This window comes from Actinomyces sp. HPA0247 (assembly GCA_000411415.1).
In the GTDB taxonomy this organism is placed as follows: domain Bacteria; phylum Actinomycetota; class Actinomycetes; order Actinomycetales; family Actinomycetaceae; genus Pauljensenia.
In genome coordinates, this window is sequence record KE150450.1 from 323,717 (window position 1) to 336,695 (window position 12,979).

Genomic DNA, 12,979 nt, shown 5'->3' on the forward strand with positions numbered 1-12,979 from the left:
CACTCCAGATCGATCAGACGCCCTTGAAGGCGGCCTTGCCGAGCTGGCGGTTGAGGTTTGCGATCACGTCGAGCGGGATCTGCTTGGGGCACACCGCCGCGCACTCACCGATGTTCGAGCAGGAGCCGAAGCCCTCCTCGTCCATCTGGTTGAGCATGTTGACCACGCGCTTGTAGTTCTCGGGCTTGCCCTGCGGGAGCAGGCCGAGGTGCGTGACCTTCGCGGAGGTGAACAGCATCGCGGACGCGTTCGGGCAGGCAGCCACGCATGCACCACAGCCGATGCAGGCGGCAGCCTCGAACGCGCGATCCGCGTCCTGCTTCGGGACCGGGGTCGCGTGCGCGTCGGGGGCTGCACCCGTGTTCACGGAAATGTAGCCGCCGGCCTGGATGATGCGATCCAGCGCGGAGCGGTTGACCACGAGGTCCTTGATGATCGGGAAGCCCTCTGCACGCCACGGCTCGATCGTGATGACGTCACCGTCGTTGAAGGAACGCATGTGCAGCTGGCAGGTCGTGGTGACCTCCGGGCCGTGCGCGATACCGTTGATGACGATGCCACACTGACCGCAGATACCCTCGCGACAGTCGGAGTCGAAGGCGATGGGTTCCTCGCCGCGTGCGAAGAGCTCTTCGTTCAGGACGTCGAGCATCTCCAGGAACGAGGACTCTTCCGAGATTCCCTTCACCTGGTATTCATGAATTGCGCCCTTGTCTTCGGGACCGTTTTGGCGCCAGATCCTCAGTGTCAGGTTCACTTGTAGCTCCGCTGCTTCAGCTCGATGTCGTTGTAAATCAGGTCTTCCTTGTGGAGGATCGGGGGCTCGCCGTCACCGGCAAACTCCCAGGCCGCCACGTACAGGAACTTGTCGTCGTGACGCAGGGCCTCGCCCTCGGGAGTCTGGGACTCCGCGCGGAAGTGGCCACCACACGACTCTTCGCGGTGCAGGGCGTCGATGCACATGAGCTCGCCCAGCTCCATGAAGTCAGCCACGCGGCCGGCCTTCTCGAGGGACTGGTTGAGTTCGCCGATCGACTTGCCGGGAACGCGAACGTTCTTCCAGTAGTCGGCACGCAGCTCACGGATCATACCGATGGCCTTCTTCAGGCCCGCCTCGGTGCGCTCCATACCGCAGTACTCCCACATGATCTTGCCCAGCTCCTTGTGGAACGAATCCACGGAGCGAGTGCCATTGATCGACATGAGGGTGTCGATGCGTCCCTGAGCGGACTCGAGAGCTTCCTTGACGGAAGGCGAGTTCTCGTCCAGCTTGGGCAGGTGGAAGCAGTGCGCCAGGTAGTCGTTGATCGTGTTGGGAAGGACGAAGTAGCCGTCCGACAGGCCCTGCATGAGCGCCGAGGCACCCAGGCGGTTAGCGCCGTGGTCGGAGAAGTTCGCCTCGCCGGCCACGTACAGGCCGGGCAGGTTCGACTCGAGGTCGTAGTCAACCCACAGGCCACCCATGGTGTAGTGGACGGCCGGGTAGATGCGCATGGGCACCTCGTAGGGGTTGTCGCCCGTGATGCGCTCGTACATGTCGAAGAGGTTGCCGTACTTCGCGGAGACGGCCGCCTTGCCCATGCGGGAGATGGCCTCGGAGAAGTCAAGGTAGACGCCGCGGGCGACACCGTCGATCTTCGGGCCGACGCCACGGCCCTCGTCGCACATGTTCTTGGCCTGGCGCGACGCGATATCGCGGGGCACGAGGTTACCGAAGGAGGGGTAGATGCGCTCCAGGTAGTAGTCGCGGTCCTCTTCGGGGATGTCGCGCGGGTCCTTCTCGCAGTCCTCGGCGCGCTTGGGCACCCAGATGCGGCCGTCGTTACGCAGCGACTCCGACATGAGGGTCAGCTTCGACTGCTGGTCGCCGTGCTGGGGGATGCACGTGGGGTGGATCTGCGTGAAGCAGGGGTTGCCGAAGTAGGCGCCCTTGCGGTACGCACGCCAGATGGCGGTCGCGTTGCAGCCCATCGCGTTGGTGGACAGGAAGAACACGTTGCCGTAGCCACCGGTCGCCAGGACGACCGCGTCAGCGATGAAGGTCTCGAGCTTGCCGGTGGACATGTCGCGGGCGATGATGCCGCGCGCCTTGCCCTCGTCGACGATGAGCTCGACCATTTCGTGACGCGAGTGCTCGGTGACGGTGCCCGCGGCTACCTGACGCTCGAGCGCCTGGTAGGCGCCGATCAGGAGCTGCTGGCCGGTCTGGCCACGCGCGTAGAACGTACGGGACACCTGCACGCCACCGAAGGAGCGGTTGTCGAGGAGGCCGCCGTACTCGCGGGCGAAGGGAACGCCCTGCGCGACGCACTGGTCGATGATGTTGGCGCTGACCTCGGCGAGGCGGTAGACGTTGTCCTCACGGGCGCGGTAGTCGCCGCCCTTGACCGTGTCGTAGAAAAGACGGTAGACGGAGTCGTTGTCGTTGCGGTAGTTCTTCGCGGCGTTGATACCACCCTGCGCGGCGATGGAGTGCGCGCGGCGGGCGGAGTCCTGGTAGAAGAACACGTCGACGTTGTAGCCCATTTCGCCGAGCGAGGCGGCTGCGGCGCCGCCTGCCAGGCCGGAGCCGACGATGATGACGCGCAGCTTGCGGCGGTTAGCGGGGTTGACCAGCGCGGCGGTGAACTTACGCTGCTCCCAGCGCTGCGCGATCGGAACGTCGTGGGAGGCCTTCGTATCGGCGATCTTCTCGCCTTCACGGTACAGGCCGTGGATGAGTGTATCGGTCATGATTGCGTGCCCTTCCTCAGTGGATCAAGCCGGTGACGATGGCGACGGGCGGGGCCATGAACATCACGAAGATGACCAGACCAACCAGGCCCGACAGGACAACCAGAGGCTTGCGGGTCGCGGGACGCACCCAGCCGAGCGACTGGAACATGGACCAGAAGCCGTGGGACACGTGGATGCACGCGCAACCGACGAACACGGCGTAGAGGATCACGAGGACCGGCGACTGGAAGGACGCGATCATGCGGTCGTAAGGAGTGGTGACGTCAGCGCCGAAGTTCGCGACCTTCGCGGGCAGGCTCACGGTCGTGAAGTGAGCGATGTGGAAGATCAGGATCAGCAGGATGAGGACACCGCTCATGCGCATGGTGCGGGCCGCGTAGGAGTCCGTGACGGACTTCTTCACGACGTAGCGGGTGGAGCGGGCGCGGCGCGAACGCTTCCAGGTGTAGGCGGCAGCCCACAGGTGGATGACGAGCATCAGCACCATGGCGGCGCGGAAGACCCAGATGAATCCGCCGTGCGGGAAGATCGGCACGAAAGCCTCTTCATGCAGCCAGTGCGCGTAGTCGTTGTAGACCTGCGCACCCAGGAACATCTTGAGGTTGCCGTAGGAGTGGAACAGCAAGAAGAAAACGAAAACGAAGCCCGAGACGGCCATCAGCTGCTTAATAAAGACGCTGGTGGTCCACGCGCGGCGCTTCTTCGTTGCGACATTTTGAGTGGCCATGGAATGAGCATATCGACGCTTTTCGTCCACCTCGTAGGACCATGGCACGAGGACCCGCGCGCCCCTTGTCGACACGCTGTCATTTTCCGCTATTTTCCGCGGTTATCGCGCGCCCCTTGCCCAGCGATTGCAAGGACAACACCTAGGACCATCGGCCCCATAAACAGGGGCCGAAAGACACGAATTTTGATACATCGACTGCACCTATTTAGTGGTGGTCGTCGCATCCGCTCAGGTCAGGGATGCCCTCATCTCGACGGCCTCTTCGACGGGGTTGTGGAAGTAGCGGGGACGGCGCCCAATTTCGACGAATCCGCGCGACTCGTACAGGCCGATGGCCCCCTCGTTCGAGGGTCGAACGTCGAGGAAGATTTCGCGCGCCCCGGCCTCGCGAGACCAATCCAGGAGGGTATCGAGGATGGCCGCCCCAAAGCCTTGTCCGCGTGCGTAGGAGCGCACGCCGATCGTCATGACGTCAGCCTGGTCTCCCCCGACCTTGGCGCCGCCGTATCCGACGACCTCCCCCGCGTCATCAGTGGCGATCCAGTAGCGCGAGGCCGGGGAGGAGAGCTCCTCGGCGATCATGTAGGGAGTCCAGGGGTCTTCGGCGAAGACCTCGGCCTCGAGAGCTGCGAACAGTTCGAGGTCGTCTGGCCCCGCGACGCGCAGCGCGGCGTTCACAGGCGGGCGGTGGGCTGGCCCTGGATGTCCGGGCGACGCAGGTAGAGCGGATCGGTGCGCAGGCGGTCCTCCTCGCCGCGCGATAGGCGCGTGGCGACGATGCGGCTCATGACCGCGGGATCGAGGCTCACCTGGGGGCCGAGGTCGGCGCGAGCGAGCGCGTCGGCGCTGTGCGCGGGGATCGGCGCTCCGGCCACGACGAGGCCGGGGGCAGAGCGCATGGCGCTCAGCAGCGCGGACACGTCCCCCACCTCAAGGCGTCCTTCGAGGGTGACGTCGTCGGGTCCGGCGGCCACATAGGAACCCCAGTAGAGTTCGCGGCGGCGCGCGTCGGCTATCGCGTAGACGCGGGTGTCGGGGGCGAGCAGGTCGAGGCCCTGGCGGGCAATGACGTCGAGGGCGGACACGCCGTACGCGGGCACGCCTGCCACGGCGGCGAGGACGCGGGCGGAGACGAGGCCAGCGCGCAGGCCGGTGAAGGGCGCGGGGCCGGTGCCCACGAGGATGCGGTCGATGCCCGCGTCCCCGAGCTGGGCGGGCAGTCCGGCGGCCTCGAGGGCCTCGCGCACGAGCGGGGTGATCGATTCGGCGTGGTGGCGCCCAGAATCGTTGTGGGCGCGGGCGATGACGCTACCGTTGTCGACGATGGCGACGGTGGTGGCGGCTTGGGTGTCCAGGGCTATCTCTCGCACGGTGTGATCCTACTCGTCGGTGTCGGGCTCGTCGATGCGACGACCGCCGTGGGCAGCGACAACGGCGTCAAGCACGCCGTCCCAGCGGTGGCCGTGGGCGCGCAGGACGATGAGGCGCGTACCGTCGTCCATGTGCTCCAGGTCGATGATGTCGCCGTCGGTGTCGGCCTGCCCGCCGGATGCGCGGCGCACCTCGATGGAGAGGCGTTCGTCGCTCATGGCCTCGGTTTTGCCTTCGCCCCACTCGACGACGGTCACGGCCTCGTCGAGGGATGAGTCGAGGTCGAGGGTCTCGAGGTCGCTGAGGTCCTTGATGCGGTATGCGTCCGCATGGATGAGGTCGGGGCCACCGCTTAAGGAGGGGTGCACGCGCGCGACGATGAAGGTCGGCGAGGCCACGCGACCGCGCACTCCCATGCCGATGCCGATGCCCTGGGTGAGGGTGGTCTTGCCCGCGCCGAGGCCGCCCGAGAGCATGACGAGGTCTCCGGCGGCGAGAATCCGCCCGAGGTCTTCGCCGAGCGCGCGTGTCTGGTCTGCGTCGCTCGTTGACACCTGGAACGTGGCGGTGATTGTGTCACTCATGCGTGTTCTTCTCCTGCGTGTGCGCTGTGTCGTCCCGGTAGGCGCGCGGAATGTGGGCCCCGAGGTTGGTGACGATCTCGTAGTTGATGGTAGAGGCAGCGTCCGCCCATTCATCGGCCAGGGGTTCGCCGAGCGCGCCCGTGCCAAACAAGACGGCGGTGTCCCCCACGGCCGCAGGGGCATCCCCGCTGCGCGCGGTCGGGGTTCCGGGCTCTCCCTCGGCGGGACCGAGATCGACCATGAATTGGTCCATGCACACGCGTCCGACGAGCGGTGCATTGAGGAGGCCGGCCTCGGTGCGAACGACGACGCGAGCATTATTGGAGGCCGCGCGGAAGATGCCGTCGCCGTAGCCGAGGGGCACGAGGCCGATCCACCGGCGCGTGGGCGCGACCCAGGTTCCCCCGTACGAGGCGGGGGTGCCCTCTTCGATGACCTTGACGGAGGTCAGCGGGGCGCGCAGCTCGAGGGCGGGGATAAGACCGAGTTCGTCGGCCGTCGCGACCGCGGGGTCGGGGCTCAGGCCGTACATGCCGATGCCGACGCGGACCATGTCGTAGTGGGCCTCGGGATGCCACAGGATGCCCGACGTCGCGGAGAGGTGACGGATGCGCGGGGTGATGCCGGCGTCGGCGAGGATCGCCAGGCCCTCCTCGAAGATGCGCACGTGGTTCGCGGTCGAGGCGTTGCCCGCCGCGCTGGGATCGTCGGCGCGCGACATGTGGCTCCACGCGCCCACAATGTCGACGAGGCCGTCGTCTGCGGCCATGCGCAGGGCCGAGGCCAGGGCGGGCAGGTCGGCGAGGGTGGAGCCGGCGCGGGACATGCCGGTGTCGATCTTGACGTGGACGCGGGCGGGGCGGCCAACCGCTCGGGCGGCGGCGCAGATGTCGGCGAGGACCCACGTCCACGACACGGACAGGTCGATGTCGGCCTCGATCGCGGCCGCGAAGTCGGAGGAGGAGGTGGAAATCCACGCGAGAACGGGCGCGTCCGCGCGGGCAATGCCAGCCTCATCGAGGCCTCGGCGCAGCGCGAATGCCTCGGCCAGCTGAGCGACGCCCAGCCAATCGGTGCCTCCCTCAAGGGCCGCGAGCGCGACGGGGACGAGCCCGTGCCCGTAGGCGTTCGCCTTGACGGTGGCGAGCTGGAGCGTGTCCGGGGCTGCGGCCCGCAGGACACTCAGATTGTGCTTGATGGCGGCCAGGTCGACGGCTGCCTGCGACGGGTATCCCCGTCCCTCGCTTTGAATGTCTGTGACAGTCACTCCCCTAGTATCTCACGCGAGAGAGACCGCGCAGCGCCACCGAAGCCAGCGGCGTCTGACGTGTTACGGCCTGCGGTCGGCCAGGACGGAGGGAATCGCGGCCGCAATGTCGCTGGCTTGAATGGGGGCGCCGCCGTTGTGTTGATTCGCGGCAGCGTCGGCCGCGCGGGCGTGCAGACACACGGCTGCCGAGAGGCGCGCCGAGGTCACGCACTGCGAGCGAGAGCCAGCGCTTGCTCGCGCACTGGCGCGCGCCAGGATTCCCGCGATGAAACCTGCCAGGACGTCACCGTTGCCTGCGATGCCGGCCCAGGACGTGCTTGTCGCACTGACCGTGGGTTCGTAGACGCGCGTGAGCTCGGGGCGCGCGTCCGCGCCGCTGCCGGTCCCGTCAACGCTGGTAGCGGAGTTTTCCTCCGCGTCGACGGCGACGTATTCGAAGGAGTAGACGATCGTCACGGGGCCCTTGAGGACAATGTGGCAGCCCGTGGCCTCGTGGAGGGCGCGAGCGTAGCGCAGGGGGGAGGCCGCGACCTCGCGCTTCGTGATCGGCGTTCCGAGCGCGCTCAGCAGGCGCGCCGCCTCGCCGTAGTGCGGGGTGAGCACGGTGGCATCAGCGGTGAGCGAGCCGAGAAGCTCGGGGACGAGGTCAAGCGCCCACGCGTCAATGACGAGGGGAAGGCCCGACGTCCCGCAGAACTGCGCGAGTTCGAGCGCGTCCTCGCGGCGCTCCTCGTCCAGGCCGGGCCCGATAAGTGCCGCCTGAATGCGTCCCCCGACCATCACGACGCCCGGCTGGTCGGCCAGCACGAGATCCTGGACGCGCCGGGTCGAGTTGAGGCGCGCCATACCCACGCCCGCGGCTAGCGCTCCGCGCGTGGCGAGAATACCCGCGCCCGGATAGGTGTCGGAGCCGGCGACGAGGCCGACAACGCCGCGCGCGTACTTGTCGTCCGAGAATGCGGGAACGGGCACGGCGGAGTGGGCGCGATATTCATCGTCGTAGTAGTAGATGTCGCCCGCGCCGATCGTTCCGTCAGCGTCGGGACGCGTGCTCGTGGCCACCTCGCTCCAATACATTCGCATGAGCCTCACCTCGCCGGAGTATTCGACGGCGGGTGGCAGGATCTGTGCGCGCTTGTAGGTGCCAACCGCGAGGGTGTGCGTGGCTCGCAGAATCGGACCGCGGACCGCACCGTCGTCATCGGTCAGGCCCGACGGTACATCGATGGCAATCACTTTCTTCGGGTGCGCGCGCATCGCGTCGTTCAGGCACGTCACCGTATCCGCAAGCTCACCGGTGAGGGGACCGCGTGAACCGATGCCCACGATTCCGTCGATCCACAGGCGCGCACCGCAGATGGTGCCCCACTCGGGTGTCCCTACGATGGAGCGCAGGGAGCGCCCGCCCAGTTCCACGATGCCGACGCCCGCTTCTCGAGCCGCAGCCAGGCCGCGCGCATGACAGGTGGGCTTGAGCAGAAATGCTGTGACAACCATCCCCTGCTCCGCCAGCAGCGCGCACGCGTACAGGGCATCACCTCCGTTGTCGCCTCCGCCGACGAATGCGGCTACGCAGGTATCCAAGTCTTCGATGCGGGCCGCCGCCTCGTCAAGGCCGATATCGTCTCGCAGCCTGGAGATGGCGGCCGCCTCCGGTATGTCCCAGAGCCACGCAAGCGGATCGGACAAGTAGCGGACGCGATCGGCGACCTTCTCGGCGACCTGGCGCATGTAGCGGTCTGGGTCGCCTTCCGCCGCGGCGGCTGTCACGTGCTCACGTTCAATGTCTCGGGCTTCGGCGAAAGACAGGGCGCGACCGTCCAGAATCAACATGGGGTCATTCTCCCACACGTGCCGTCCCTCGCAGGGCAGCGGGTGAGGGGGAAGAGGCTAACAAACACGGCGGCGAGGCACACGCCCCGCCGCCGTCAGATGTTCAGATAGTCGCCGCCCCGATCAGGCGACGTCGAGGGTCTTGGCGACCCCCGCGAGGACCGCGCCCACGATGACGAGAGCGACGCCGATGATGGTCCAGCGCAGCTCCTTGCGCGTGCGAGTCTCGTGGAGCCACAGGATGCCCAGCGGCGTGGAGATGAGGATTCCCAGCTGGGAGAGGGTAAAGCCCGTGCCCGCGCCCAGCTTGTTGGAGTTGAGCTGGAGCAGCAGGATGGCGGTGCCCCACAGGACGCCATTGAAAATCGAGGGGACCATGCGGCGGTGACGCAGCGAGTCCTCGGGGGCCACGCCGCCGCGGCCCTGGATCGCGAAGAAGATCGCGCAGTACACGGTGTAGCCGATCGCCTGGGGCAGGAGGAACTCCGCGGGCTGGATATCAAACCACTTAATGATGAGGGGAAACGCCACGAGGCCCAGCGTCGAGGTCGTCAGCAGGAAGGCGCCACGCTTCCAGTCGAGGGAAGCAGCGTCGGAGCCGGACTCGGAGCGCGACAGGAACCAGATGCCGACGATGAGGACCACGATGGCGGCGATGCCGTAGGGCAGCGCGCCGCCGTGGAGCCACTCGCCGAAGATCGCGATGCCGGCCAGGGACATGAGGACGAGCTGGCCGCCGGTGGACAGCGGCATCGTGCGGCTCATGCCCAGGACCGAGTAGGAGCGCAGCTGATCGCACACGCCGACGCCGAGGAGCAGGCCGGTCAGGAAGGAGACGCCCAGGTTCAGGGGCGTCCAGGCGGGGTGCAGGAAGGGGGTGGCGACGGCGGCCATGAGCAGGCCGCCGAGGACTGCGCCCATGACTCGCTGGCGGTCTGAGCCGCCGGTCTTTCCCATCAGCGTCGTAGCGACACCGAAGAAGACAGAGGGCAGGATCCCGATAAGGATCATGGACAGGGTCATGTGCGCACCTCCCGGGGTGGTTGCGGCCGTCGTGTCACGAGGCCGGGGCTTACTTGCGTTGTTGGGTGCGACGGGCTTCCCGCCGCGTCTTCCACGCTAGTCGTCCCCTCCCCCGCCCTCGCAATCACATGAGCCGTTTTGGCTACTGTTTCACAGGGCCATCGTGAATGCCTTCACGCTCTGCGACACATTCGATGACGCAGCACACCCGGGTGGGGGTGTCTGCGGAGATAGGCCGCAAACGCGCCGCGGGCCTCGTCCCACATGAGGAACGAGGCCCGCCGCGTTCACGAGGCGCTAGCCCCGCGCCGGCGGATCACTCCACCGTCACGGACTTGGCCAGGTTGCGCGGCTGGTCGACGTCCAACCCCTTGACGGAGGCGAGCTCGCAGGCGAAGATCTGCAGCGGCACGACGGTCAGGAGCGGGGCGTACAGGGTCGGCACGGCGGGCACGCGGAAGACGACCTCGGCGAACTCGTCGACGGAGGAGTCCCCCTCCTCGGCGACAACGATCGTGCGAGCGCCGCGGGCACGGACCTCGGCGATGTTGGCCAGGACCTTACCGTGCAGCTCGGGGCGGCGCGGGGTCGGCACGATGACGATGACCGGCTGGCCCTCGTCCACGAGCGCGATCGGGCCGTGCTTGAGCTCGCCGGCGGCGAAGCCCTCGGCGTGGATGTAGCAGATTTCCTTGAGCTTGAGCGCGCCCTCGAGCGCGACGGGGAAGCCGACGTGACGGCCCAGGTAGATGACCGAGGTCGCGTCCTGCATCGTGCGGGCAAACTGGCGGACCGTCTCTCCGCTTTCCAGGACCTTCGCGATGGCCTCGGGGACGCGCGCGAGCTTGTCCATGTAGTCGGCGATCTCGTCAGCGTACTTGTTGCCGCGCACCTGCGCCAGGTACAGGCCCAGGATGTAGCAGGCGGTGACCTGCGCGGTGAACGCCTTCGTGGAGGCGACCGCGATCTCGGGTCCGGCGTGGGTGAGGATCACGGCGTCGGATTCGCGCGAGATGGTCGATCCGGGCGTGTTCACGATGGCGACGACCTTCGCGCCCTGCTCGCGGGCGTGGCGGATCGCCTGGATGGTGTCCATGGTTTCGCCGCTCTGGGAGATGGCGACGACCAGCGTCTTTTCGCCCACCACCGGGTCGCGGTAGCGGAACTCGCTGGAGAGCTCGACCTCGACGGGGATGCGGCACCAGTGCTCGATCGCGTAGCGGGCGACCTGTCCGGCGTAGGAGGCGGTGCCGCAGCCGATCATGATGACCTTGTCGACGGAGCGCAAGACGTGCTCGGGGATGCGCACCTCGTCCAGAGCCAGGTGTCCGTGAGAGTCGATACGATCCGCCAGGGTCGCGCCCACGGCGTCAGGCTGCTCGTGGATTTCCTTCTCCATGAAAGTCGGCCAGCCATTCTTGGTGGCGCGATCGGAGGAGAAGTCGACCTCGTACGCCTCGCGCTCAATGGGGTTGCCGCTGGGGTCGATGACGGTCACGCCGGTCGCCGAGACGACCACGACCTCGTCCTGGCCGACCTCGAGCGCGCGGTTCGTGTGTTCGACGAAGGCCAGGACGTCGGAGCCGAGGAAGTTCTCCCCCTCCCCCAGGCCGATGACCAGCGGGGAGGAACGGCGGGCAGCGACGATGACGTTCGGAGACTGCGTACTCACCACCAGCAGCGTGAAGGTGCCGTGCAGCTGCGCGGTCACCGCGCGCATCGCGACGACGAGGCGGCGCGCCACCTCCTCGTCCGCACCCGTCAGTCCGGCGACTCCGCCGGTGTACGAGGCCGCCTCGACCTCGTCGTAGGCGCGCGCCAGCAGGTGGACGACCACCTCGGTGTCGGTCTCGGAAGCGAAGGTCTCGCCGTCGGCGACGAGGGCGGCGCGCAGGACGTCCGCGTTCTCGATGATGCCGTTGTGGACGAGGGCGAAGCGCCCGTCCGGGCTGGTATGGGGGTGGGCGTTCGCGACCGTCGGGCGCCCGTGGGTGGCCCAGCGGGTATGCCCGATGCCGGCCATGGCGTCGGCGGGGGCGTCCGCGTCAACTTCTTCGACGAGGTTGACGAGCTTGCCGACCGCGCGGCGCACGTAGAGGCCGTTGTTCGAGGTCAGGGCGATGCCCGCCGAGTCGTATCCGCGATATTCGAGGCGCGCCAGGCCACCGAGGACAACCTCGCGGCTACGCTGGGACGCCTTGCATGCAATATGTCCAACAATTCCGCACATGCTACCCATTCCAACACACCCACCCCCTTCCCTGGCAGGTAACGTGTGTCGCTTCACGCGGCGAACTGGGTGCGCGCCAGCATCAGCTTGTGGGGCACAATGGGGTCGTGAGCATCACCGAGAGCCCCTCGAACGTCCCCTCTCCGGCCTCGCCGAACGCCTCGCCTGACGGGCCGACGCAGGCCACTATGCATGGCGCGCCCAACCCCTACGCGCGTTTTGATCGCAGCGAGTGGGACAGCCTCGCCGATCGCACTCCCCTGCCGCTGACCCAGGAGGACATCGACCGCATCGCGTCGCTGGGCGATCCCATCGATATGACCGAGGTCGACACGATTTACCGTCCCCTGAGCGCGTTGCTGCAGCTCTACATCGACGGTCGCCGCCGCACTGCGGCCGAGCGGCACGCGTTCCTCGGCGAGTCCGAGGCCCACTCGACCCCCTTCGTCATCGGCATCGCTGGCTCGGTTGCCGTCGGAAAGTCGACGGTCGCGCGCCTGCTCCAGCTGCTGCTCTCGCGCTGGGATTCCACCCCGCGCGTGGACCTCGTGACGACCGACGGGTTCCTCTACCCGAACCGGATCCTGCAGGAACGTTCCCTCATCGCCCGCAAGGGCTTCCCCGAGTCCTACGACCGCACGGCCCTCATCTCGTTCCTGGCCTCGGTCAAGGCGGGCAACCCGCACGCCCAGGCACCCGTGTACTCCCACGTCACCTACGACATCGTGCCCGACGCCTTCATCGACGTGGATCGCCCCGACATCCTCATCGTCGAGGGCCTCAACGTGCTCCAGCCGCCGCGCTCGGCGCCCGGATCCGTGTCGGTGGCCGTCTCGGACTACTTCGACTTCTCCATCTACGTCGACGCCGACGAGAAGTTCATCGAACAGTGGTACGTGGACCGTTTCCTCAAGCTGCGCGCGACCGCGTTCTCCCGCGAAGACTCCTACTTCAAAACCTACGCATCCCTGACGGACGACGAGGCCGTCTCCACCGCGCACGTCGTGTGGAACGCGATCAACCTGCCGAACTTGCGCGAAAACATTCGCCCCACCCGCGAGCGCGCGACCCTCATCTTCACGAAGGGTGCCGACCACCGCGTCGAATCGCTGTCGATCCGCAAGGACTGACACTCCTCCTCCCCCGATCATGCGCAAACGAGGCCGCAGCCGGATAACCCGGCCACGGCCTCGTCTCATGTC

11 protein-coding genes are annotated in these 12,979 nt (G+C 67.2%); 1 reads left to right on the top strand and 10 read right to left on the bottom strand.

What is annotated here, in order from left to right:
* Window positions 1-13 precede the first annotated feature (13 nt).
* The 10 genes from HMPREF1478_RS01290 to glmS all read right to left on the bottom strand — a co-directional run bounded on the left by HMPREF1478_RS01290 (window position 14) and on the right by glmS (window position 11,777).
* Window positions 14-757, bottom strand: a complete 744-nt coding sequence (locus HMPREF1478_RS01290; protein WP_016460287.1) for a succinate dehydrogenase/fumarate reductase iron-sulfur subunit — start codon at window positions 755-757, stop codon at window positions 14-16.
* Window positions 754-2,733 carry a fumarate reductase/succinate dehydrogenase flavoprotein subunit gene (locus tag HMPREF1478_RS01295; protein WP_016460288.1) on the bottom strand — a complete coding sequence of 660 codons (1,980 nt, stop codon included), beginning with the start codon at window positions 2,731-2,733 and terminating at the stop codon, window positions 754-756. The genes HMPREF1478_RS01290 and HMPREF1478_RS01295 overlap by 4 nt, the downstream gene beginning before the upstream one ends.
* Window positions 2,734-2,749: 16 nt before the next feature.
* Window positions 2,750-3,463 (bottom strand): succinate dehydrogenase cytochrome b subunit, encoded by a 714-nt coding sequence (locus HMPREF1478_RS01300; protein WP_034474786.1) that lies wholly within the window; start codon window positions 3,461-3,463, stop codon window positions 2,750-2,752.
* A gap of 231 nt (window positions 3,464-3,694) precedes the next feature.
* Entirely contained in the window at window positions 3,695-4,144 is a 450-nt protein-coding gene (rimI, locus tag HMPREF1478_RS01305; protein ID WP_016460290.1) for a ribosomal protein S18-alanine N-acetyltransferase, read from the bottom strand.
* Window positions 4,141-4,836 carry a tRNA (adenosine(37)-N6)-threonylcarbamoyltransferase complex dimerization subunit type 1 TsaB gene (tsaB, locus tag HMPREF1478_RS01310; protein ID WP_016460291.1) on the bottom strand — a complete coding sequence of 232 codons (696 nt, stop codon included), beginning with the start codon at window positions 4,834-4,836 and terminating at the stop codon, window positions 4,141-4,143. Before tsaB ends, rimI begins: the two co-directional genes overlap by 4 nt.
* A gap of 9 nt (window positions 4,837-4,845) precedes the next feature.
* Window positions 4,846-5,421 carry a tRNA (adenosine(37)-N6)-threonylcarbamoyltransferase complex ATPase subunit type 1 TsaE gene (gene tsaE / locus HMPREF1478_RS01315; RefSeq protein WP_016460292.1) on the bottom strand — a complete coding sequence of 192 codons (576 nt, stop codon included), beginning with the start codon at window positions 5,419-5,421 and terminating at the stop codon, window positions 4,846-4,848.
* Window positions 5,414-6,688, bottom strand: coding sequence for an alanine racemase (alr, locus tag HMPREF1478_RS01320; protein WP_016460293.1), 1,275 nt, complete (start codon window positions 6,686-6,688; stop codon window positions 5,414-5,416). Before alr ends, tsaE begins: the two co-directional genes overlap by 8 nt.
* Before the next feature lie 63 nt (window positions 6,689-6,751).
* Window positions 6,752-8,524, bottom strand: coding sequence for a bifunctional ADP-dependent NAD(P)H-hydrate dehydratase/NAD(P)H-hydrate epimerase (locus HMPREF1478_RS01325; RefSeq protein ID WP_034474788.1), 1,773 nt, complete (start codon window positions 8,522-8,524; stop codon window positions 6,752-6,754).
* A gap of 123 nt (window positions 8,525-8,647) precedes the next feature.
* A complete protein-coding gene (locus HMPREF1478_RS01330; protein ID WP_016460295.1) occupies window positions 8,648-9,547 on the bottom strand; it encodes a GRP family sugar transporter in 900 nt (299 codons plus the stop codon).
* A 316-nt stretch (window positions 9,548-9,863) separates the two neighbouring features.
* Window positions 9,864-11,777: a glutamine--fructose-6-phosphate transaminase (isomerizing) gene (gene glmS / locus HMPREF1478_RS01335; protein WP_016460296.1), complete on the bottom strand. Its 1,914-nt coding sequence runs from the start codon at window positions 11,775-11,777 to the stop codon at window positions 9,864-9,866.
* A 188-nt stretch (window positions 11,778-11,965) separates the two neighbouring features.
* On the opposite strand from glmS, the gene coaA reads away from it, so the two are divergent.
* Window positions 11,966-12,907, top strand: a complete 942-nt coding sequence (gene coaA, locus HMPREF1478_RS01340; RefSeq protein WP_016460297.1) for a type I pantothenate kinase — start codon at window positions 11,966-11,968, stop codon at window positions 12,905-12,907.
* Window positions 12,908-12,979 lie beyond the last annotated feature (72 nt).

What these genes read in the sequence shown, in the direction of transcription:
- tsaE (WP_016460292.1), bottom strand. Translation starts at nt 5,421, where the DNA reads ATGAGTGACACAATCACCGCCACGTTCCAGGTGTCAACGAGCGACGCA.
- HMPREF1478_RS01300 (WP_034474786.1), bottom strand. Translation starts at nt 3,463, where the DNA reads ATGGCCACTCAAAATGTCGCAACGAAGAAGCGCCGCGCGTGGACCACC.
- coaA (WP_016460297.1), top strand. Translation starts at nt 11,966, where the DNA reads ATGCATGGCGCGCCCAACCCCTACGCGCGTTTTGATCGCAGCGAGTGG.
- glmS (WP_016460296.1), bottom strand. Translation starts at nt 11,777, where the DNA reads ATGTGCGGAATTGTTGGACATATTGCATGCAAGGCGTCCCAGCGTAGC.
- HMPREF1478_RS01330 (WP_016460295.1), bottom strand. Translation starts at nt 9,547, where the DNA reads ATGACCCTGTCCATGATCCTTATCGGGATCCTGCCCTCTGTCTTCTTC.
- HMPREF1478_RS01325 (WP_034474788.1), bottom strand. Translation starts at nt 8,524, where the DNA reads ATGTTGATTCTGGACGGTCGCGCCCTGTCTTTCGCCGAAGCCCGAGAC.
- HMPREF1478_RS01295 (WP_016460288.1), bottom strand. Translation starts at nt 2,733, where the DNA reads ATGACCGATACACTCATCCACGGCCTGTACCGTGAAGGCGAGAAGATC.